The sequence below is a fragment of the Lentzea sp. HUAS TT2 genome (assembly GCF_051853195.1).
Classification (GTDB): Bacteria; Actinomycetota; Actinomycetes; order Mycobacteriales; family Pseudonocardiaceae; genus Lentzea.
Map to the genome: position 1 here is coordinate 9,671,756 of NZ_CP196667.1, position 22,395 is coordinate 9,694,150.

General features: G+C 70.1%; 17 protein-coding genes. 2 read left to right on the plus strand and 15 right to left on the minus strand.

Features of this window, described 5'->3' with window-relative positions:
* Position 1: 1 nt before the first annotated feature.
* Genes ACSHWB_RS45805 through ACSHWB_RS45855 form a run of 11 tightly spaced genes read right to left on the minus strand, consistent with a single transcriptional unit; the run spans position 2 to position 14,925 of the window.
* Entirely contained in the window at positions 2-1,237 is a 1,236-nt protein-coding gene (locus ACSHWB_RS45805) for an MFS transporter (protein WP_439659609.1), read from the minus strand.
* Positions 1,234-2,631, minus strand: coding sequence for an AMP-binding protein (locus tag ACSHWB_RS45810; RefSeq protein ID WP_439659610.1), 1,398 nt, complete (start codon positions 2,629-2,631; stop codon positions 1,234-1,236). Before ACSHWB_RS45810 ends, ACSHWB_RS45805 begins: the two co-directional genes overlap by 4 nt.
* Complete coding sequence (locus tag ACSHWB_RS45815) at positions 2,628-3,668, minus strand: HAD-IIIC family phosphatase (protein WP_439664793.1); 1,041 nt, start codon at positions 3,666-3,668, stop codon at positions 2,628-2,630. The genes ACSHWB_RS45810 and ACSHWB_RS45815 overlap by 4 nt, the downstream gene beginning before the upstream one ends.
* A complete protein-coding gene (locus tag ACSHWB_RS45820; protein ID WP_439659611.1) occupies positions 3,665-4,627 on the minus strand; it encodes a 3-oxoacyl-[acyl-carrier-protein] synthase III C-terminal domain-containing protein in 963 nt (320 codons plus the stop codon). The genes ACSHWB_RS45815 and ACSHWB_RS45820 overlap by 4 nt, the downstream gene beginning before the upstream one ends.
* A complete protein-coding gene (locus tag ACSHWB_RS45825; RefSeq protein WP_439659612.1) occupies positions 4,624-5,718 on the minus strand; it encodes an acyl-CoA dehydrogenase family protein in 1,095 nt (364 codons plus the stop codon). The genes ACSHWB_RS45820 and ACSHWB_RS45825 overlap by 4 nt, the downstream gene beginning before the upstream one ends.
* A complete protein-coding gene (locus ACSHWB_RS45830; RefSeq protein WP_439659613.1) occupies positions 5,715-5,954 on the minus strand; it encodes an acyl carrier protein in 240 nt (79 codons plus the stop codon). The genes ACSHWB_RS45825 and ACSHWB_RS45830 overlap by 4 nt, the downstream gene beginning before the upstream one ends.
* Complete coding sequence (locus tag ACSHWB_RS45835; RefSeq protein WP_439659614.1) at positions 5,951-6,793, minus strand: 3-hydroxyacyl-CoA dehydrogenase family protein; 843 nt, start codon at positions 6,791-6,793, stop codon at positions 5,951-5,953. The genes ACSHWB_RS45830 and ACSHWB_RS45835 overlap by 4 nt, the downstream gene beginning before the upstream one ends.
* The gene (locus ACSHWB_RS45840; RefSeq protein WP_439659615.1) at positions 6,790-10,098 is read right to left on the minus strand and encodes a thioester reductase domain-containing protein; all 3,309 of its coding nucleotides are present in this window, start codon (positions 10,096-10,098) and stop codon (positions 6,790-6,792) included. The genes ACSHWB_RS45835 and ACSHWB_RS45840 overlap by 4 nt, the downstream gene beginning before the upstream one ends.
* Complete coding sequence (locus ACSHWB_RS45845) at positions 10,095-10,388, minus strand: acyl carrier protein (RefSeq protein WP_439659616.1); 294 nt, start codon at positions 10,386-10,388, stop codon at positions 10,095-10,097. The genes ACSHWB_RS45840 and ACSHWB_RS45845 overlap by 4 nt, the downstream gene beginning before the upstream one ends.
* Complete coding sequence (locus ACSHWB_RS45850; RefSeq protein ID WP_439659617.1) at positions 10,385-13,180, minus strand: condensation domain-containing protein; 2,796 nt, start codon at positions 13,178-13,180, stop codon at positions 10,385-10,387. Before ACSHWB_RS45850 ends, ACSHWB_RS45845 begins: the two co-directional genes overlap by 4 nt.
* Positions 13,180-14,925, minus strand: a complete 1,746-nt coding sequence (locus ACSHWB_RS45855; RefSeq protein WP_439659618.1) for a non-ribosomal peptide synthetase — start codon at positions 14,923-14,925, stop codon at positions 13,180-13,182. The genes ACSHWB_RS45850 and ACSHWB_RS45855 overlap by 1 nt, the downstream gene beginning before the upstream one ends.
* Positions 14,926-15,315: 390 nt before the next feature.
* Between ACSHWB_RS45855 and ACSHWB_RS45860 the strand changes: the two genes are divergently transcribed.
* Both ACSHWB_RS45860 and ACSHWB_RS45865 read left to right on the plus strand, forming a co-directional pair.
* Positions 15,316-16,119, plus strand: a complete 804-nt coding sequence (locus tag ACSHWB_RS45860) for a class I SAM-dependent methyltransferase (protein ID WP_439659619.1) — start codon at positions 15,316-15,318, stop codon at positions 16,117-16,119.
* Positions 16,091-16,651 (plus strand): hypothetical protein, encoded by a 561-nt coding sequence (locus ACSHWB_RS45865; protein ID WP_439659620.1) that lies wholly within the window; start codon positions 16,091-16,093, stop codon positions 16,649-16,651. The genes ACSHWB_RS45860 and ACSHWB_RS45865 overlap by 29 nt, the downstream gene beginning before the upstream one ends.
* A gap of 220 nt (positions 16,652-16,871) precedes the next feature.
* Here the strand turns inward: ACSHWB_RS45865 and ACSHWB_RS45870 are convergent, their stop codons facing one another.
* The 4 genes from ACSHWB_RS45870 to ACSHWB_RS45885 all read right to left on the minus strand — a co-directional run bounded on the left by ACSHWB_RS45870 (position 16,872) and on the right by ACSHWB_RS45885 (position 22,395).
* Positions 16,872-18,035 carry an LLM class flavin-dependent oxidoreductase gene (locus ACSHWB_RS45870; RefSeq protein ID WP_439659621.1) on the minus strand — a complete coding sequence of 388 codons (1,164 nt, stop codon included), beginning with the start codon at positions 18,033-18,035 and terminating at the stop codon, positions 16,872-16,874.
* 94 nt (positions 18,036-18,129) lie between these two features.
* The gene (locus ACSHWB_RS45875) at positions 18,130-19,956 is read right to left on the minus strand and encodes a glycoside hydrolase family 3 protein (RefSeq protein ID WP_439659622.1); all 1,827 of its coding nucleotides are present in this window, start codon (positions 19,954-19,956) and stop codon (positions 18,130-18,132) included.
* Positions 19,957-19,975: 19 nt separating this feature from the next.
* Entirely contained in the window at positions 19,976-21,559 is a 1,584-nt protein-coding gene (locus ACSHWB_RS45880) for a glucoamylase family protein (protein WP_439659623.1), read from the minus strand.
* A gap of 20 nt (positions 21,560-21,579) precedes the next feature.
* Positions 21,580-22,395: a carbohydrate ABC transporter permease gene (locus ACSHWB_RS45885; RefSeq protein WP_439659624.1), complete on the minus strand. Its 816-nt coding sequence runs from the start codon at positions 22,393-22,395 to the stop codon at positions 21,580-21,582.

A 22,395-nucleotide genomic window follows, 5' to 3' on the forward strand; every position in this document is an offset into this window, starting at 1 on the left:
GTCACACCGCCTTTTCCTGGAGCCGGGTCGAGGCCGCCCACCTGGCGACCGAGGGTGCCGCGATGCCCGCGGCCAGCAGCACGGCGCCGAGCACGAGCCAGCCCGGCCAGCCCTGGTCGATGATCAGCGTGGTCACGACGAGCGGCGTGACCATCGAGCCGAGGTTGGACGTCATGCCGAAAAAGCCCTGATACTGGCCGTGTGCGTGTTCGGGTGCCAGTTCGTAGGCCAGTGCCCAGGAACCCGCGCTGTAGAGCAGTTCGCTGACCGCGTGCACCACCGCTCCCGCGAGGAGGAACGCGATCGCGACCCACATCGACTGGCCCTGCGCGAACGCGAAGAGCGCGCAGCACACCGCCAGCAGCACACCGCACCGGCGCAACGCCTTCGCGCCGCCCTCGATCGTCTCGGCGCCCTCGCTCGCACGGACCTGGAACAGCACGACCATCACCGTGTTGAGCACCAGGATGACGGAGTAGAGCACCGGCGGAGCGCTCGTCTTCTGCGAGATCCAGATGGGCAACGCGACGAGCAGGATGCCCACGTTCATCACCAGCAGGGTGTTCAGCAGCCCGAAGAGCGCGAACGGCCGGTCCTTCAGCACCTCCCAGCGGCTGGCTCCGGCAGGCCGTTCGACCTTCGGCGCGTCCGGCAGCTTGAGGTACACCAGCCCGCTGGCCGCGTACAGCACGGCGCAGACCACCAGCAGGGTCACGTACACGGGCCGTGAGTCGGCCGTCAACGCCACACCGCCGCCCAGCGCGCCGACCGAGAAGCCGATGTTGTTGGCCGAACGGGTGTAGGCGCGGGCCTTGATGCGTTCCTCCGGCGGCATCGCGGCCGCCACCACCGTCGCCTGGGACGAGTGGGCGCCGGACTCCGCGATGTACACGAGGCTCGCCACGACCGCGAACGCCACCGCGCCCTCGGCCAGCACGTAACCGGCGATGAACGCGCCGCGGACGAGGTGGAAGGCGATCGCGGCGGTGCGGGCGCCCATCACGTCGATGAGGTGTCCCAACGGGACGCTCACGGCCATCTTCAACGCCGCCGCGATGGTCAGGCCGATACCCACCTGGGTGGCCGGGATGTGCACCGAGTTCGTGAAGTACAGCACGACGACGGTGAGCAGCATGCCGTTGGACAGGCCGTGTCCCAGGTTGGCCGCGACCAGCACCCTGACCGGACCCGCCGGCGGGTAGATCTGGCGGATCAGCTTCTCGTGCAACGCGGTCATGACAGCACCTGTTCTCGCAGGACCTTGCGGTCCGCCTTGCCGTTGGCGTTGAGCGGGATCTCGGGCAGGTGGTGGAACCGCCTGGGCACCATGTGGATCGGCAACCGCTTGCGCAGCCACCGCACCAGTTCGACCGCGGTGCGCGGCTCGCCGGTGAAGTAGGCGACCAGCTCGGTCTCGTCACCGGTGTCGGCCGCGATCACGACCACGTCGCGCACGTCGTCGTGTCCGCGCAGGGCGGCCTCGACCTCGCCGAGCTCGATCCGGTAGCCGCGGATCTTCACCTGGTTGTCGAGGCGGCCGAGGTGCACCCAGTGCCCGTTCTCCTCCCGCACCCGGTCGCCGGTCCGGTAGTAGTGCGCCTCCGTCAGCTCGCCGTCGTCCGGCAGGAACCGGCCGGCGTTGTCCGACGGGTCGAGGTAGCCGCCGAACCGCTGCGACCCGCGCACGCACAGCTCGCCGTCGAGCACCTCCGGCTCGAGGAAGCCGTACACCGGGCCGATGGGGACCGTGTCGTTCGACGTCTCCGGCCAGTCGGCCGGGTCGCGCGGCAACGTGTACTCGGTGCACGCCACCGTCAGTTCGGTCGGGCCGTAGACGTTCGTGATGGCCGCGTCCGGCGCGACCGCGTGCCAGGCCCGCGTCTGCCCGTACGTCAGCTGCTCGCCGATGAAGATGCTGTGCCTGAGCGAGTTCGGGACGCCGACCGGCAGGTTCCCCAGGTTGGCGCTGACGGAGACGACCGACGGCACGGAGAACCAGTGCGTGATCTCGCGTTCGGCGACGTAGCGCACCGGCTCCAGCAGCTCGGCCCGTTCCGGCACCACCAGCGTCGCGCCGCCGCCCCAGGTGACGAACAGGTCGAACACCGACGGGTCGAAGGTGAGGTCGAACGTGTGCGACATCCGGCAGCCCGGCCCGACCTCGAACTTCGCGATGTTGTGCGCGATGTACGGCGCCAGGTTCGCGTGCGTGATCGGCACGCCCTTGGGCCTGCCCGTGGACCCGGAGGTGAACAGGACGTACGCCACGTCCTGCTGGATCGCCGGCGGCAGATCGCCCGCGCGTTCGTCCACTTCGGACAGGACCAGGTCCGGCCTGGCCAGTGCCAGGATCGCCTGGTTGCGCGACTCCGGGTGGGCGGGGTTGATCGGCGTCACCGTGGCACCGAGCCGTTGTGCGGCCAGGTAACCGAGGTAGGTGGTCAGGGAACGGTCCGCGGGCAACGCGATCCGCCGCGGGATCGAGCCGTGCGACGCGAGGATCCCGGCGGCCGCCGCGTCCGACCGCTCGCGGAGTTCCCGGTAGGTCAGGGCCTCTCCCCCGACCTCGATCGCGACGAGGTCCGGGTGGCGCTCGGCCGACCGCTCGAACCAGTGGTACAGCGTGTTCATGCGAGCCTCACCGCGTCCAGGGTCATCGTCGTCGGTGGCTCGTGCCGTTGCGGCACGAGGTGGAGGTGCTGGACGTCCCCGGTCCCCACGGCCGCAAGACACTCGCAGTCCTGGGTGCGGAACCCGGCGAAGCGGTAGGCGACCTCCATCATGCGGTTGCGCTCGGTCTTCCTGAAGTCCGCGACCAGGTGCGCGCCCGCCTCGGCCGCCTCGGTGGCGAGCCACCGCAGCAGCACCGCTCCCGCACCGAACGCGACCACCCGGCAGGACGTGGCGAGCAGCTTCAGGTGCCAGGCCGTGGCGTGTTTCTCCAGCAGCAGCAGGCCGACCGCGCCGTGCGGGCCGAACCGGTCCGCCATCGTCACGACCAGCACCTCGTGCCGCGGGTCGGCCAGCAGGGCGCGCAGGTCGGCGTCCGAATAGTGCACGCCGGTCGCGTTCATCTGGCTGGTGCGCAGGGTCAGCTCCTCGGCCCTGGCCAGCTCTTCCTCCGTGGCGCGGCCGATCGTCATGACCAGGTCGAGCGACCGCAGGAAGTCCTCGTCGGGGCCAGCGTGCTCGGCCCGCGCCGTGTCGCGGCGGAACCCCGCCTGGTACATCTCACGACGCCGGGCCGAGTCGACCGTGATCGTCGCCGGCGTGAACTCCTCCAGCGACAGCAACGATGCGACCTGCTCGGCCCCGTACACCCGCACCTCGGGCAGGTGGTAGGTGACCTCGGCGCGTTCGGTGGGCTGGTCGTCGATGAACGCGATGGTGCCCAGAGCGAAGTTCAGCTTGTCCGCGATCTCGCGCACCGACTCCGACTTCGCACCCCACCCGATCTGCGGCAGCACGAAGTACTCGGCGACACCGAGCTTCTCCAGCCACTCCCACGCGTGGTCGTGGTCGTTGCGGCTGGCGACGGACTGCAGGATCCCCCGCCTGTCCAGCTCGGCGATCGTCTCCCGGACCTCGTCGGACAGCGCCGGCTCGAACCCCTCCAGCAGGGTCCCCGGCCACAGCGTCCTGTCGAGGTCCCAGACGAGGCATTTCACAGTTCCCACAACGTCACCGCCCACGCGGCGACCGGGCTGTTGTTCAGCACCAGCACCAGATCTCCCTCGGCGAGCTCTCCGCTCGCCAGCAGCCGGTCGAGGTTCAGCACCACGTCCATCGCGCCGAGATGGCCGTAGCGGGCCAGGTTCTCCTTGCAGACGGGGTGGATCGGAAGGTCCAGAAGGGACTCGTAGAAGTCGTACGCGCCGGCCGTGACGTTCTGCATCAGCGTGGCGGCGACCTCGGCGCGTTCGATCCCCGCGTCCGCGAGCACGCCTTTGACGAGCTTGCCGAGCCGCACCCTGCTGTGCATGGCGAGCTCGAACCGGTAGCGGTCCGGTGACTCGCACTCCTCGCGCCACTCGTACCAGGGCGTCTGCTTGTAGTCGACGCCGAACAGGTCGTGGAACGCGCCGTCGGTCTCCATCCGGTGCGCGCGCAGGACCGGTCGCCCGCCCCGCACCAGCGTCATCGCGCACGCGCCGTCGCCGATCACGGTGACCGGGAACCGCACTCGGTCAGCGCCAGTCGGCCTGCTGGCGTGCGTGATCAGCACCGACTCCCTGGAGGGGTCGGCGAGCAGCAGGTCCCGCCCGAGCGCCCAGGCGGCGCTGGAACCCGTGCAGCCCAGGCCGTCGACGGTGAAGGCGAACGCCCCGGTCAGCTTCGTCTCGGCCTGCACGCGGCAGACGTCCGAACCGAGCAGCACGTCCGGTGCGCGCGGTCCGACCAGCATCAGCAGGTCGGGTTCGACGGGGTCGCGTTCCAGCAACTCCCGGGTTGCGCGCACCGCGAGGTCGCCGGACGTGACGTCGTCGAACTCCGAGATCGTCCCGATGCCGCACGTGCGCGCGAACTCCGCCTCGTCGTGCCCGAGTGCCTCGAACTCCGGCAGCTCCTGGACAGGGACCAGGCGTTCCGGCAGTACGCAGTGGACTGATCCGATGCCGATGCTCATGCCGCACCCGCCAGCAACAGCTTCGAGATCTCGTTGCTGCCCTCGATGATCTCCATGAGCTTCGCGTCCCGGTACGCCCTGGCCACCGGGTGGGAATCCCTGGCACCGGCCGAACCGAGCACCTGGACCGCGGCGGCCGCACCACGAGCCGCGTTCGTCGCGGCCACGTGCTTGGCGAGCACGGACGCGGTCACCAGTTCCGGCGTGCCGTCGTCCCAGCACCTGCTGGCGTGCTCGCACATCCTCGTCGCGACCTGCTCGGCGACGAGGAGGTCGGCCAGATGTCCGGCGACCAGCTGGTGCTCGGCCAGCGGGACGCCGAACTGGGTGCGCGACCGCGCGTGCCCCGTGGCCGCCCGCAGGCAGGTGCGGAGGATTCCCGTGCAGCCCCAGGCGATCGAGAGCCTGCCGTAGGTCAGCGCGGAGGTCACCAGCAGACCGAGCGACATGCCGGCGCCGCTGAGCAGGTGGTCCGCGGGCAGGCGGACGGAGTCGAGCCGCACCACGGCGTGACCGGCCGCACGGCATCCGAGCGGGTCGGCGATCCGCTCGACGTGCACACCGGGGGTGTCGGCGGGGACGACGACAACGGCCGCACCCTCGCCGAACCGGCCGAACACCAGGATCAGGTCGGCGTAGGCCGCGACCGTGATCCAGACCTTCTCGCCCGACACGACGACGTCGTTCCCGTCGCGCCGGATCTCCGTGGTCATCGCCGAGAGGTCGCTGCCCGCACCGGACTCGCTGAAGGCGACCGCGGCGAGCTCACCGCTCGTCAGCCGGGGCAGGAAAGCGGCCCGCTGCCGCCGCGACCCCAGCCGCGTGACGACCCAGGCGGCCATGCCGTGCGAGGTCGCGACGCTCCTGGTCGAGCCGCACAACGTGCCGAGGTGTGCGGTCAGCTCGCCGTTCTCGCTGCTGGACAGGCCGAGTCCGCCGTCCGATGTGGACACCTGGGCGCAGAGGACGCCCCTGGCGCCCAGTTCGCGCAGCATCTCGACGGGCAGCAGGCCCGCGCGGTCCCATTCTGCCGCCCTGTCCCCCACGCGTTCGGTCAGCAGCTCCAGCGCGGAGCCGAGGACGTCGCTCACGGCGCGGCCGCCTTCAGCTCGTGCACCATCTCCTCGATGCGCCGGATCGTGCGGAAGTTGTCGATGCTCAGGTACTCGCCCTCGACCTCGACGCCGTGCGCCTTCTCCAGGTACACCACCAGTTCCAGCGCGAACAGCGACGACACGACGCCCGCGGCGAACAGGTCCTCGTCCGGCTCCCACGACCTCTTGGTGCGGGAGACGAGAAAGTCGTGCAGCCCCATGGTGATGTTCACGCCCACACACCTCCGTGCTCGTAGAAACCCTTGCCGGTCTTGCGGCCGAACTCGCCGTCGCGCACCTTCGCGAGCAGCAGGTCGCACGGCGCGTACCCCTGGTCGCCCGTGCGTTCGTGCAGCACCCGCAGGCTGTCCGCCACGTTGTCCAGCCCGATGAGGTCCGCGGTCGCGAGCGGTCCGGTGCGGTGGCCGAGACAGCCCTCGAACAGCGCGTCCACGTCCTGGGGCGTGGCCAGCCCCTCCTCGACGATGCGAGCGGACTCGTTGATCACTCGTTGCAGGACGCGGTTGATGACGAACCCGGGCCCGTCGCCGACCACGACCAGGTCCCGGTCGAGCTTTCCGAGGAGCGTTCGCACCGCGTCCATCGCGGCCTCGCTCGTGCGCGGGCCGCGGATGACCTCGACCATGCGGATCACGTACGGCGGGTTCATGAAGTGCGCGCCCGCGACGTCCTCCGGCCGCTCGACCACCGACGCCAGCTCGTCGACGGGGATCGCCGAGGTGTTGGTCAGCAGCAACGTGCCGGGTGCGACGAGCGACGACACCTCGGCGAGCACCTTGGCCTTGAGGTCGGGCAGCTCGGTGACGGCCTCGACCACGGCCTCTGCGGACGCGATGTCGCTCAGGTCCGTGGTGCACACCAGCTCGCCCACCGGCTCTGACTTGGGCATCTTGCCCATGATCTTCGCGCCGCGCAGCTGCTGTTTCACGGCGGCCCGCGCCGCGGTGAGCTTGTCGTCGTCGACGTCCACGAGCGTGACGTCCACGCCGTGTCCGATGGCGAGCGTGGCGATGCCGGTGCCCATCACGCCCGCGCCCAGTACCGCGATCATGAGTTCCCCTCGATCTCCGGCAGGACGGCGCGCATCGAGGCGTTCCGCTCAGCCAGGAAGGTCAGCCCGCCGCGCAGGACCGAGGTGGTCGGCGCCGAGCTGAGGTCGTTGTCCCGCAACCAGGAGCGCCACGCCGTGGCCTCCATGCCGTCCTCACCGAGTTCGTGGCCCTCCACCTCGTAGAGCGCCATCGTGGACAGCACCTCGTTGCCGGTCGCGAGAGCCTCCTTGCCGACCAGCGCGAGCCACTCGTCCGACGGCAGCGGCTTCGTCTGGAGGTCCAGCAGTTCGAACACCTGGCGCAGGCCGTGGCACTTCTCGTCGATCAGGTGGTACGCCCTGCCGACGGCGCGCGGGTCGGCGGACAGCTCCGCGATCGCCCTCGCCACCACGTCCACCGGCGCCATCGGGTTCGCCCTGTCGTCGACCGGGTGCGCTCCGACCGCCAGGCCGCTGGCCAGGATGTGCCAGATCAGGTCGCGGTCGTTGCAGGCGCCCGTGCGGCTGTCGGCGAGGATGAACCCCGGCCGGAACACCCGCACCCGCATGCCGTCCGCCTCCGCCCGTTCGAGCAGCCGTTCGCCCGCCCACTTGCCGGCGCCGTACCCGCCCTGCTGCGGGTCGAGCGACTGGGCGCGCTTCTCCAGGACGCGGCCGTCCGCACCGAGCGCCGGTGCCGTCGCGGCCACCGTGGACACGAAGCTGAACTCGCCGACACCGCTCTCCCGCATCCACCTCAGCAGCTCGACCATCGGCAGCACGTTGTCCTCGCGCAGCACCCGGTACGGCTCGGTGAACACGACCTTCGCGGCGACGTGCAGCACCTGCCCCACGTCCGTCGCCAGTTCGGGGTGCGCCCGGCAGACCTCGCCGACCGTGCGGAGATCACCGGGCACCGGGGTCACCCGCCGCGGGTCCGGCAGGGGAAGCACGTACTTCTCGGCCGCCTCGCGCAGCCGTGCCCACGCCTCTTCTTCGTCCGTGGCGCGAACGAGGCAGTAGATCTGGCCGCTGGTGGCCTTCTGCAGCTCGTGCAGCACGAACGCGCCGAGGAAGCCGGTGGCGCCGGTGAGCAGCACGCCGGTCCCGTTGTTCGCGGGCGCGATGTCGCCGAGCGGCAGCTGGATGTCGGCGTCCATCAGGTCGCCGTCGCCGTCCGCGATCGGGTCGATGTCGGCGGCGCCGCGCTCGGCACCGGCGAGCTTGCCGCGGATGATCTCGGCGATCCGGCGCACGGTGGCCCTGCTGCCGCCCGCGCGGTGGACGTTCACCAGCACGCCGTGCCGTTGCTGCAGCTCGAAAGCCATCTGCACGGACAACAGCGACGTACCGCCGAGCGAGCCGAACTCGTCGTCGATCCCGATGGAGTCGACGCCGAACAGCTCGCGCCAGACCGCGGTGACATCGCTCTCCACGTCGTCACCGACGGCGGCCTTCTTCGGTTCCTCCTGTGCCGCAACAGGTTGTGGCACAGCAGCGATCGGCGGCAGCCGGTCGAGCAACCAGTACCGCTTGCGCTGGAACGGGTACGTCGGCAGCGCGACCCGCCGTCCCTTCGACACGGCGTCCCAGCGCACCTCCACCCCGTTCAGCCAGGCCGTGGTCAGCGCCTCCCAGAGATCGGTCCCGACGACGACCGCGTCCTTCGACGGTGCCACAGGGGTTTCCGCGACCACCTGTGTTCCCGTGGGCAGCGCGGCGAGCAGTTCGGGTGACGCCTCCCCGACGACGATCGCTCGCCGGGCGGTGCCCCTCTTCGTCTGGACGGCCGGTGGGCGCGGCAGCCGCAACGCCGCGGCGAGCCGGTGCGGCGCCGCGGTGACGACCCGCCGTTCCGCGAAGGACTTCCGCCCGACCCGCAACGTGTGGGCGATGTCCCCGATCGAGTGCTCGCCGCGGTCCAGTTCGTCGGCGAGTCTCTTCGACATCGCGTCCAGCTCGGCGCGGGACCGCGCCGACAGCACCAGTCGCACGACCTCGTCCGGTTCGGCCGGCGTCGCCTTGACGGCGGGCGGCGCGGCGAGCACGGCGGCGACGTTCGTCCCGCCGACGCCCATCGAGTTGACCAGCACGTGGCGGTGCGGATCCCGGTCCTCACCTGCCGTTTTCGAGAGGTAGAACGGACTTTCGGCCAGTTCGCCCTCGTCGCGGGCGCGGTCGAAGAACGGGTGCGGCGGCAGGTTCCCGGTATGCGCGATGTGCACGGCCTTGATGAAGCCCGCGATGCCGGCGGCCGGTCCGCAGTGCCCGAGGTTGGTCTTCACCGACCCCAGCCCGCAGAACCCGGTCCGGTGCGTGCTGCGCCGCAACCCCTTGCTCAGCCCGATGAGCTCGACGTGGTCGCCGAGCGGTGTGCCCGACCCGTGCGCCTCGACGTACCGCAGGTCGTCCGCGGACACGCCCGCGATCCGCAACGCGGTCGTGACGACCTCGGCCACCCCGGCGGGGCTCGGCGCGGTGTAGCCGGGACGGTCGGCGCCGTCGTTGCCGACCGCACTGCCCTTGACGACCGCGAGAACCGGGTCACCGTCGGCGAGCGCGTCCGCGAGACGCCGCAGCGCCACGACACCGACACCGGAGCTGAACGACGTGCCGCTCGACTTCGCGTCGAACGATCGGCAGTAACCGTCGTCGGACAGCAGGCCGCCGGGCTGGTGGTGGTAGCCGGCCAGGGGTTCCAGAGCGGTCGAGCCACCGGCGAGCGCGATGTCGCACTCCCCGGACAGCAGGCTCAGCACGGCGTAGTGCACCGCGTACAACGACGACGAGCATGCCGTCTGCACGCTCACGGCCGGGCCGCGCATGCCGAGTTTGTAGGCCACCCGTGAGGTCAGGAAGTCGGCCTGGCCGCCGAGGGTGAGACCGAGGTCGTCGATGGCCGCGGCGAGGCCTTCCGCCTGCGTCTTCGCGGCGAACACCGCCGCCGAGTAGGTCCCGGCCGCGCTGCCGGCGAAGACACCGGTGACGGGACCGTCCTTGCGGGGCGGGTGACCCGCCGCTTCCAGCGCCTCCCAGCAGACCTCCAGGAAGATCCGCTGCTGCGGGTCGATGATGTCGGCCTCCGCCGGCGGGTACCCGAAGAACTCGCCCGCGAAGTCGGCGACACCCGGCAGGGACGTGCCCTTGGCGACGAAACCCGGTTGTGCCGCGACGTCGTCGGAGATGCCGCCCGCGCGCCGTTGCTCCTCGCTCAGGTCCTGAATGGACACTCGACCGGCGTCGATGTTGTCCCAGAACTGCTGCGGAGTCCAGGCGTCCGGGAAGCGGCAGCCGACACCGATGACCGCGATGTCCGTTTCGCTCATGACGCTTCCCGGCGGGACCGGCCCAGCAGGGCCGACCGCGACGAGGTCGCGGCGACGGCCTGGTCGTCATCCCCTTCGAGGAACTCCGCCTGGGCCAGCACGGTGCTGTGCTCGAAGAGGTCGGCTGCCTTCAGGTCGCGGGACGTGAGGTCGTTGAGGCGTTCCCAGAGCAGCAGCAACAGCAACGAGTTCCCGCCGGCGTCGAAGAAGCTCACCTCGGTCGGTACCTCGCCGGGCGTGATGTCCAGCGCCTCGGCCCACGCCTCCCGCACGTGATCGAGCTTGGTCAACTCAGTTTCTCCTCACAGGCGGGTCCATCGGGGTTCTGCACCAGTGCGGCCGCCACGTCCGTGACGTCCGCCAGCAGGTGTTCGATCGTGTCGTCGTCGAACAGGTCGGCCTGGTAGGCGGCGTTGAGCCGCAGACCGCCGCTGGTCTCCGTGACGGTCAGTTCCAGCTCGTACTTCACGGCCACCGGGTCGAGCGGGAGCAGTTCGCCCCGCAGCGGTGGCCGCCACTCGTCCCCAGCGGCCACGTAGACGGGCGTGAGCGCCGGGCGGCTCAGGTCGCGGTCCGGGTGCAGCGCGCCCACGACCTCGTCGAACGGCACGTCCGCCGCCCGGTACGCGACCGAGGCGGCCTGGCGGACGCGGGCGAGCACCTCCCGCCACGTCGGGTCACCGCGCAGGTCTGCCCGCAGCACCAGGGTGTTCACGAACATCCCGACCGCGTCCGGGTGTTCCCGGCCGGACCAGGGGAAGGCGAACAGGAAGTCGCGCTGCTCCGACCTCCTGGCCAGCGTCACGGCCAGCACCGCCGCCGTGGCCAGGAACGTGCTGCAGCCCGACTCCTTCGCCACCGCGCGCAGATCCACGGTGTCCGTGCAGCGGGTGGCGCCGAGGATGCTCTGGACGGAGGCGCGTGGCCGGTCGTGCGGCAGCCACACGTCCGTCGGCGCACCTTCCAGTGCGGCAAGCAGTTCCGACGTGTCGACCGGTGTGCCCTCGGGTTCGGGACGCACAGGTTCCGGCAGTTCTTCGCCGTGCACAACGGCGGCGATCTGGTCGAGCAACACCCGGACCGACGCGCCGTCGACCACCATGTGGTGGGCGCACAACACCATCCGCACGCTCGTCGCGAGCAGCACGATCTCCGCGCGCACCGGGGCTTCGACCGCGAGGTCGAAGGGCGTCCAGCACAGCTCGGCGACGTGGTCGGCGAGCTTGCCCTCGTCCCAGCCACGGGCGTCCGTGACGGTTGCTCGCGCCGGTGGCCCGGAAGTCGTGCGGACGACCCGCTTCTGCTTGTGGTCCAACCGGAACCGGGAGCGCAGGGCCGGATGCCGGGCGAGCACGACGTCGACCGCGTCCCGCAGTTCGTCGACGCCGACGTCGGCCGGGAACTCGACGACGGTCGGTACGAGGTAGGCGGCGCGCAGCTCGGGAATCCGGTCCAGGAACCAGAACCGTTGCTGGGTGGACGTCGCCGGTTGCGGACCTTCCTCCGGCGCGGTCGTGGGTTCGGTCTTCACCACTCCCGCCGCCAGCAACGCTCCCAGCCGGGCCACGGTCGGCTCCGCCAGGAACTCGCTCGGCCGCACGACCGCGCCGTGCTCGCGCCGGGCGCGGGCCAGCATGCCGACCGCCAGCAGCGAGTGCCCGCCGAGCGTGAAGAAGTTGGCGTTCCTGGCCGGTTCCGCGACCACGACGCCGGTCTCGGCCAGCACCGCGCGGAACAGCTCCGCCGCTCGCCGTTCGGGTTCGCTGAGCTCACCCCACTCGGGCTCCACTGTGGACACCGGCAGCGGCTGTGGCCGTTCCAGCGGCCCGTTCGGCAGCTCGAACTCCGCCAGCGGCGCCTCGGGTGCCGTCACGGCGTGACCGAGCAGCGCGACGAAGTCCTCGGCCAGCCGCCGGCCGAGCTCGACCGGGTAGAGGTCCGTGTCGTGCTCCAGCGTGCCGGTCATGCCGCCGGTGGTCTCGTCGACGATCAGCAGGACGTCGAACTTCGCGGTCCCGGTCGGCAGCACCTCGGGCGCCGTCCACCTGGTCGTGTCCGGCGCCGGCATGTTCTGCAACGCGAACCCGGCCTCGACCAGACCACGCCCCGGTGCCCTCGCGACCAGCTGGTCGAACGGAACACGTTGGTACGTCATGGATCCGAACGCCTCGCCGCGCAGCTCGGTGCAGCGTTGCGCGAACGTCGGCCGCCGGGTGGCGCACCGCAGCGGGACGGTGTTGACGAAGAAGCCGACCAGGTCCTCGACCGCCGGGTGCGCGCGGTTGGCGGTGACGGCGCCGATCAGGAACTCGTCCCGCGCGGACCAGCGGCCAATCACCTCGGCGTAGGCCGCGAGCAGCACGACGAACGGCGTGACGCGCAGCTTCCTGGCCAGCTCGCCGACGGCCTGCTGGACGTCGGCCGGAACGGTGAAGAGGTGCTGCTGAGAGGAGTGGAAGCCGTCCGGGACCGGCCTGGCGCCGCCGAGCTTCAATCCGGTGGGCACCTTCGCCAGGTCACCGGCACGACGGGCGAGCAGCCGTTCGTCGAGCCCGGCGCGGTCCCACACGGCGAAGTCGGCGTACTGGACCGGCAGTTCACCCAGGTCCGGTGCACGCCCCGCGACCTCGGCGTCGTACGCGGCCCCGAGATCGCCGAACAGCGCCGCCAGCGACGACCCGTCCACAGCGATGTGGTGGATCGTCAGCAGGACCGCGTCCCCGTCCGGCCGTCCCTTCCAGACGGCGCACCGGATCGGTGGGTCGGTGGCCAGGTCGAACCCGCGGCGTGCCTCGACGTCAGGATCATGGCTGACGACCTCGACCGTCACCCGTGCCTCGCCGACGACCTGGACGCGTTCACCGTCCCTGTCCTCGTAGGTGGTCCGCAGCACCTCGTGCTTCTCGATCACCGCGAGCAGCGCCCGGTGCAGCGCGCCGAGGTCGACCTCGCCACGCCAGCGGAAGAACAGCGGCACGTTGTAGATCGAGGACTCGGGTGCGGCGGCGTTGATGAACCACAGCCGCTCCTGGGCGAAGGACAGCGGTGCGACCGTCGCGTGGAGCCTGCGGGGTCCGCTCATCAGACGGCCCCCGCCGGCCGCAGCCGGGCACCCAGCTCCGCCGCGGACTCGGCCAGCAGGATTTCCGCGGGTTCCACTCCGGATACCACGAATTCATTGAGTCGTGCGGCGGCCTGTACCGCGAGCAATGAGTTTCCACCCAAATCAATGAAGTTGTCATACGGCTCGACACGAGGTACGCGCAATACTTCCCGCCAGATACGACAGACGTCATCAACTGTTTCTATGGGTAGATTGCCGCCGGTTGCCGGCGCCGCATCCAAGAGCGCGATCAACTCGTTTCGATCAGCCTTTCCGGTCGGTCCGAGCGGCACCTTCGACAGCACCGTCCACCGTCCGGGAACCATGTAGTCGGGCAACCTCTCCGCCACTCGTGCCCGCAACAGTCCGGGCAGTTCGTCCGCGCCACCGGCAGTCGGCAGGACAAAAGCAACGAGCGTCGCGGTGGGGCCTTCTCCGATCTTTTCCACGAACACCGCGTCCACCAGCCCGGTCGCCGCGATCGCCTGCTCGACCTCCTCCAGCTCGATGCGGAAGCCGCGCAGCTTGACCTGCCGGTCCCGGCGGCCCACCACCTCGAGCGCCCCGTCCGGCAGCCGCCGGACCAGGTCACCGGTCCGGTAGACCTGCTCCCCCGCGGCCACGACGAACCGTTGGGCGGTGAGCTCCGGGCGGCCGAGATAACCGAGGGCCACACCGGGACCGCCGATGCACAGCTCACCGGTCTCACCTGCTGGAACCGGCTCCAGGTCCTCGTCCAGCACGTGCAGCGTCGTGTTCTGCAGCGGGAACCCGATCGGGGTGCGGGTCACGCCGCGCATGGCGTCCGCTCCGCACTCGAAGGTGGCGGCGAACGTCGTGGTCTCGGTGGGTCCGTACCCGTTGACGATCCGGCCGGGCGGACGGGCGGCCAGCACCCGGCGCACCATGTCCGCGTCGAGCTGTTCACCGCCGACGACCAGGTGTTTCAGCTGTTCAAAGGCCGACGGGAGCTCGCGCGCGATCGAGTGGAACAACGACGTCGTGAGGAACATCGTGGTGATCGACAGGTCGCGCAGGGCGGCCACCCAGTCGTCGAGGGTGAGGTCCACCGGTGAAGGGATGGCGACGACGGCGCCGCCCACGGCCAGGGGCGCCCACACCTCGAAGGTGGTCGCGTCGAAGGCCGGGTTCGACAGGCTCGCCACCCTGTCCTCGGGCCCGACGGGGCAGTACGCCGCCTCCGTCACCAGCCGGACCACCGCGCGGTGCGGGACGACCACACCCTTGGGCCGTCCGGTCGAACCGGAGGTGTAGGCCACGTACACGGGGTCGTCCGCGCCGATCTCCACGTCGCTGACCTGGTACGACGGTTCTTCCGGCACCGTGAGTCGCGGCAGGCCGGACGGCAGCGGGGTCGACCAGCGGCTCTCGTCCCGTGCGCACACGACCACGCGGGGCGCGGCCTCGTCGAGGATCACCGCCAGGCGGTCCGCGGGCGCGCGGTTGTCCAGTGGCAGGTAGGCGGCGCCGGCGCGGATGATGCCGAGGAACGCGACCACGAGGTCAACCGACGGGTTCACGGCGACGGCGACCAGGTCACCGCGTCGCACCCCGCGCTCGACGAGCTCACCGGCGAGCGAACCCGCGAGGTCCCACAACCGCCGGTACGTGAGGTCCTCTCCGGCACCGCTGACGGCGACAGCGCCGGGCCGCCGGGCCACCTGATCCCGGACGAGCGACATCACGGTTCTTTCCTGACGCACTGATCCACACCCCCGACTAAATGAATTGCACAGACCCCATAAGGATCTCGAATATGCCCATTTCGAACTCGAATGCGACCTTTTCGGTTCAGCCCAAAAGGTTTGTTCGCCCAGTACCCGAGCGGATCCCCCCGGACCCAGACGACGCAAAGGCGCGCACCGCTGCGTCAGTTGCACAACGATAACTGGGCCATCAGGGGCCGCAATACGCCGTTCAGTTGAACTGCGGAGCGGAGATCCGTTCATCTCATTCGCCCACCGGTCGACCACCGAGCTGTGCAACAATCCCGTCCGCAGGAGCCCGTTTCATCTATCGATCACGGCGGGTTAGTTGATTTCCCAACCATTCGACCGATGTCCGGAATGCCGGGAGAAGGCCAAGGGGGAACGATGTACGACGCGGCGTTCGAGGCTGCGGTGAAGCGGTTGCAGGTACCGGCGGCGGGCACCGAGGTGGTGGCACCGCTGCTGTCGTCGCTCGTGCAACTGACGCGCCCGCGGCGGGTCCTCGAGGTCGGCATGGGGTACACGACGCCCTACCTCGTGGCGGCGCTCGCGCAGGTGGAGGACCAGGTGCGGGCCGAGTCGGCCGCGCTCGCCACGAAGACGGCACGGCACCTGGACACAGGCAGACCGCTCGACACCGACTGGGTCTACGCCGAACCCGCTCTGCGCGCGCCGGGCTTCTACCTGGAGCCCTACGACCCGCAGTTCGTGGCGGTCGACGACCTGTCCATCCCGGACTCGTCGGCGGGGCAGGTGCTGGAGGTGCTCGCATCCCTCGGGCTCGAGGACCGGGTGCAGGTGATCAACGCCGACGTCCGGGAGTGCCGCGCGCTGCTGCCGGCCGGGTTCGCCCCCATCGACCTCGCGTGGGTCGACGCGTGGGAGTGCCTGTACTTCTTCGACCACTTCTGGGACCTGATCAACCCGGACGGCGGTCTGCTCGTCATGCACTACCTGATGACCTACCCGGAGGGGGAGGCCATCCTCGACTACATCGCGAAGGTCGGGCGGGCGAAGCCGGGCGAACTGGAGCTCGTCAACCTGCTGGAACCGCACAAGATGATGCAGAACAGCCTCACGGTGATCCGCCGCACCTCGGGCAGGGCTCGATCCTTCGCCCGGCCGGGCGGCAAGCTGGACTTCGACGGCGAACTGCGCCGTGAAGCAGAGACCCAAGCGGGGAGATGACGCGTTGCCCGACTACATGGACCAGGACACCGCCTGCCAGGCGTTGACGACCGACCGCGACCACCTGCTCGCGGCGATCGAGGCGGACCTCGGGGGAAGTCCTCCCGAGATCCACCACAACCCGCTCCGCCCAGAGCCGATCACCATCACCGACCTGGTGATCCACGTGTCGATGTGGGACGAGATCGTGCTGGCCGTGCTCACGGAGGCCCAGGCGGGCCGCGCCCACTGGTACGTCGATTCCCGTTGGGAGACAAAGGACTGCGGCCGGGCGCTGAACGCGGGCGGCGTGGCGGCTGGCCGGCTGCTGCCACCGGAGCTGGTGCACGACCGGTTCCGCACCGTCCGCGACGCCCTGATCACCGCCACGGCGGCCGTCGATCCCGGACTGTGGCACAAGGACCTGCCGTTCCGGCACTCCGGTGAGGAACCCCAGACCCTCGCCAGCCTGTGCTTCAAGGTGAACATGCCGGAGGCGGATCCCACGCAGTCCAAGGTGTACCAGCACGCGAGCGTGCACCTCGGTCTCTGAACCGGGACGTGGCGCGGCGAGAGTCCTCGCCGCGCCACACCACGCCGATCACCGGTTCAGATCAATTCAGGCCCTCTGCGCGGCCACGATCGTCTGCGGCGCTCGGAGTTCGAGCGCCGGACCACCCACCTCGGGAGCAGCCGGCCCTGCCGGGAGAGAACGGGGACACGGGCTTCAGCCTCAAGTACCTCGAGTGAGCCGAGTTCTGACGCGGGCCTGGTCAGGACCTGTCGAACTCCGGGATCAGCTCCCCGATCAGCCTGATGCTGGTCATCACCTCGTCCGCCCCGATCGGCCCGATCTGCTGCAGGCACATCAACCGGTCGATCCCGAGGTCCGCGTAGGCCCGCAGCTTCTTGCGGCACGTGTCCGGGCTGCCGACGATCAGCGACTGCTGCGCCGACAGCACCTCGAACACCTCGTCCTCCGGCACGTCCTCGCCCTGGATGATCCGGCCGATCACGAGCTGCGCCTCGGTGGGCGCGGCGTCCACCTCGGCGCGCAGGAACTCGCCGGTGAGGCCGCCGTCGCCGGCCGCGAGGATGTCCTGGTGGCGTTGCATGGTCGCGGCGAACTCGGCCGCGGCGTTGAAGAAGCGCAGTGCTGTCACGGTGTACCAGGCGGCTGCGGCCGCCGCGCCGTTGCGCATGGCCTGTTCGTCGGTCTCGGCGCAGTGCACGAAGGTGAAGTAGGCGACCTGGTTGTTGACGAACGAGCCGACCGGCGAGGTGCACTCGTTGGCGGCGGCCCGGTAGAGGTCGATCATGCGGGCCACGCGGTCGATGGACTCCCAGATCGTGGTGCCCAGCACGCCCACGCCGCGGCGGCCCGCCTCCTCGAAGGACGTCGGGGAGGCCGCCGCCTGCCACAGCGGCGGGTGCGGGGTCTGCAGGGGCTTGGGGATGATCGAGACGTCGGAGACGTCGTAGTGCTCGCCGGTGTGGGAGAAGTTGTCGGTGGTCCACATCTTCGGGACCATCTCGAACGCCTCCGCGGTCTGCGCTCGTGCCTCCGCCGGGGTCACGCCGAAGAGGTTCCACTCCGGGATGGTGGAACGGGTCAGACCCAGCTCCACGCGGCCGCCGCTGAGGTGGTCGAGGGTGGCGGCGCGTTCGGCCACGCGGATCGGGTGGTTGAAGCGGCCCGGTGCGAGCACGGCGGCGTGGCCGAGGCGCATGCGGGAGGTCTGCTGGGACAGGGCGGCGAGCATCAGCTCAGGGGCGGAGGACAGGCTGAACTCGCCCGCGCCGTGGTGCTCGACCTGCCACCAGCAGCCGTAGCCGAGCTCGTCGGCCAGGCGGGCCTGGTCGAGGGCCTGGCGGAAGCGGAACTGCTCGGGGGCAGGGCCGGGGTTCTGGATCTCGTTGAACAGGTCGATCTTCATCGGCACACCCTCACCTCGCGCGGACACCAAGGCTGATGTCTCTGTGAGCGATCGGGTCGTTACGCTGCCGATACAAATGCCTCGAACGGAGCAGTCAGCCTCCGTGCCCGAAGGGGAAGAGCGGGTCCTCGTAGCCGGCGACGTCCTCGGGGTGGCGGCGCACCTGTTCCATCGACCGGGGCAGGTCGAACGGAAGCCTTCCCTCTGCGGGAAAAACGCCGGTCAGCGCGTCCGCCAGCGCCTCGTCCGTGCTGCCGTAGCTGACCACGAGGGTCGACGCGATCGGCAGCAACGGTGTCAGCACCGCCGGGCGGTCCAGCGTCACGTCGACGATCAGCGGGCACTCGGCGGCGATCCGCGCCAGGCGGGAGGCCAGGCCCGGCTGGAAGTCGAGGGAACCCTGGTGGAACCACGACTCCAGGAACAGGTCCGAGCGCGGGTCGAACGGCGCCATGAGCCGCACCAGCGCCACGTCCGCCTCGGCCGGTGTGGCGACGACGGTGCCCAGGCGTGCGGCGACGTCCGGCGAGACGTTCTCCACGTAGAGCTTGAGGCCGGGCCCCAACGGCAGCGCGGCCGCGTCGGAACCCGACTGCAGGACCGTGACCGATCGGGCCTGGGCGGCGTGGCCCTCGTCGCGGAAGTCCTGCCGTCCCACGATCTCCGCCGCCTGGTCCTCGTCGACGAACGGGTCGTCGAACAGCCCCAGCCGGAACTTCAGCGCGAGGACCCGGCGCGCGGAGGAGTCGATCCGCGCCTCCGTGACGCGGCCCTGTGCCACCAGGTCCAGCAGGATCTCCACGCATTCCTCGCCGCCGAACTGGTCCGCTCCCGCGCTGAGGATGAGCTCCATGCGGCCGTGCGGGTCGAGGTGCTCGACGCCCCAGGCACGTGCGGGGAGGACCTTGTCGCCGACGTGGTTGTCCATGACGAGCTCCCAGTCGGTGAGCACCACGCCGTCGAAGCCGAGCTGTTCGCGCAGCATGCCGGTGACGACCTGGCGGTTGTAGCCGAACCCGACCTCCTCGATCGGCTCGCCGTCCACCTCCAGTCCGATCGGCATGCCGTAGTAGGGCATCACCGCCGCTGTGCCCGCCTCGACGACCGCGCGGAACGGTGCCATGTGGTCGTCGAAGCGGCCGCCGGGGTAGACCTGCTCGCGCCCGTACGGGAAGTGCGCGTCCTCGCCGTCCTTCTGCGGGCCGCCGCCGGGGAAGTGCTTGCTGGTGCAGGCGACCGAGTCCGGTCCGAGCGAGGGACCCTGGAACCCCTGCACGTAGGCCACGCCGAGCTCGGCCGTCAGCGCGGTGTCCTGGCCGAACGTGCCCGCCTGCCGGGCCCAGCGCGGTTCGGTGGCCAGGTCGATCGCCGGGTGCAGGGCGTAGCGGATGCCGACCGCGACGTACTCCTGGCGCGCGATGTCCGCGAAACGCCGCACCAGGGCCGGATCGCGCAGCGCGGCGAGGCCGAGCGACTCCGGCCACTGGGAGAAGGCCTTGGCGGTGAACGAGACCCCGGCGTTCTCGAGGAACGCGTGCCGCGGGTCGGTCGAGATGGTCACCGGGATGCCGTGCGGTGTGCTCTCGGCGATGAGCTGGAGGTTGTTGTGCCAGCGTGCGGCCATGCGGGCGTCGTGGAGAGCGTGCACGTTGAAGTGCGACAGGTGTTTCTCCTTCACCACAACGCTCGTGGGCGACTTGCTGATGGCGCCGGGAGCCTCCTTCACGGTGCCGTCCGTGCCCGCCTCGATGACGGTGTGGAACAGCAGACCGGCCTTCTCCTCCAGCGACAAGCGCCCCAGCAGGTCCTCCACCCGTTCCTCAAAGGACAGACGTGGATCCTCGTAGGGGTCCATCACGCCGTTGCCGTTGAGGTCGCGGTACTCGACACCGTCCTCGGAAATCAGCCGCACGGGCCGCATGCCAACACCTCCGTTGTGCTCAAACTCGGCTCGCGCCGAACTCCTCGACACCGATCACCGGCCGCAACGCGCGTTCCACCGCCGGGGTCGCGAACGCCCTGCGGATCACGTCGCGGCACAGGACGTTCCCGATCGCTCCCATGACCATCGCCTGGTCCAGCGAGAGGTACCGGCGCGCGATGGCACCCGACCGCACGGCGACCGCGTCGAAGAAGCCGCCGGAACCGTAGGCGCGGAGTTCTTGTTGGATGCCAACGAGATTGGTGTACGCCTCGTCCCGCTCGTGCATCATCGCCAGGAACGCCGCGTGCGGGGTGACCACGCCGTCACCGAACGAGGGCGTCGGAGCCGTTGCGGGGCGGCAGGTGCCGAAGCCGACGTCGTAGTTCGTCATCTCCTGGTCGGAGAAGTAGCCGTTGGCGCCGTTGCCCGGTTCGTTGCCGGGACCCATGCCGAGCGCGTCGACGCCGTACTCGCGGTAGCCGCCGGCGGGGTTGCTCGACGGACTGAAGCCCCAGAAGCCGTACTTGGCCTCCAAAAGCCCGTGCTCGCGCTGCGCCCGGACGTGCAGCGGGTGGTTGCGGCCCCACGACCTCGGCGCCCACTTCGCCTCGGGCACGAACACGTCCGGCATGAGCTCCTCGAACATCGAGCCGCCCCAGCCGGGCACGATGCGCATGCCGCGGTAGGTGTAGGCGCCCTCGAAGACCTCGATGCCGTAGTAGGTCCGGTTCTCCCCCACGGGCTGCATCTCGTGCCACGACCAGTCGCACGACGCCGGGAACGTCCGCCACATCGCGAAGTACTGCTTCGGCGGGATCTGCCCGGTGATGATGCCGAGGTAGCTGGTGATGCGCGTCTCGGACACCGTGGTGTCGTAGTGGTGCGTGGTCAGCCAGACCGGGTCGCCACCGATGTGCGTGCCCTGGTAGACGCCACCGGGCCGGTCGTGGTCGAACGGGAAGAACCCGCCGTGGATCAGGCCGCCGGGCCGCACCGGGTGCGCGGGGTCGTCACCGGGGTTGTAGAAGGCGTCCCACCGCATGCGCGCGAAAAGCCGCCGTGCCGACGAAGACGCTGCGCGGTCGGCGCCCGCCACGACGAGCAGTGCCGCGCCGAGCCAGCCGTTGTCCACACTGGAGCAGAACGGGTGGACGACCGCGCCCGTGCCGGGCCAGGCGCGCAACGCCTCTCCCGTCTCCTCGTCGTACCAGTTGAAGTACATGCCGCTGGCGGTGTGGTGTTCCATCCGGTCGAGGGTGGTGAGCGTGCGGAGCAGCCGCGCCGACGCCTCGTCCTTCGAGATGAACCCGAGTTCGCGGGCCACGACGGTCGACCACAGGTAACCGCCGATGTTGGTCGGCGAGGTGTAGCCGGAGCGGTCGGCAGGGGCGAGCGACTCGGGGATGTTGTCGGCGGGCAGGCCCGTGCCCGACGGGGTCATGGCGACGAGACTGCGCCACGTGTCGCGCGCCCAGCCACGCACCCGCGCCGGGTCGTAACCACGAGGTCCGGGCGCCGCGAGCGCGGTTCCAGGAACCGCGAGCGCGGCGGCGGTTCCGAAGAGCAGGGTTCGGCGGGTGATCCTTGCTGGCGATGTCATGTGAGTCCCCTTTGGACCTCTCACTTGATGCCGGTGGTCGCGATGCCTTCGATGAAGCGCCGCTGGAACACGAGGAACACGAGCAGGACCGGGGCGACGACGATGGTGGCCCCGGCGAGGAGCAGGCCGTACTGGATGGAGTTCTGGCCCGTCGAGTAGAGCGCGAGGGCGACGGGCAGCGTGTACGAGCTCTCCTGCTGCGCCACCACGAGCGGCCAGAGGAAGTTGTTCCAGCTGCCCAGGAACGTGAGGATGCCGAGCGTGGCCAGCGCGGGCCCGCACAGCGGCAGGACGATCCTGGCGAAGATCCGCACCTCGCTCGCGCCGTCGACCCGTCCTGCGTCGAGCAGTTCGTTCGGCAGGCCCGTGATGAACTGGCGCATCAGGAAGACCCCGAACGGCGTGACGAGGAACGGCAGGATCAGCGCGGGCAGCGAGTTCGCCATCCCCGCGTTGACGACGAGGACGTACAGCGGCACGAACGTGACCACGCCGGGGATCATCAGGGTCGCCATGACGATCAGGAACAGCGCCCGCTTCCCCCTGAACTCCAGCTTGGCCAGCGCGTAGCCGACCATCGAGCAGAACAGCAGGTTGCCCGCGGTGACCAGCACGGCGACGATCGCCGAGTTCAGGAAGTACGTGCCGAACCGCAGGCGCGAGAACAGCTGCGTGTAGTTGTCCAGCGACGCGGCCTGCGGCAGCCACGTCGGCGGGTTGGCCAGGATCTCGCCCTCGCCCTTGAAGCTGCCCAGCACCATCCACGCGAACGGCGCGATCACGGCGATCAGCGCGACGGTGAGCGGAACGTAGATCCACCAGCGGTTCCGGGTCAT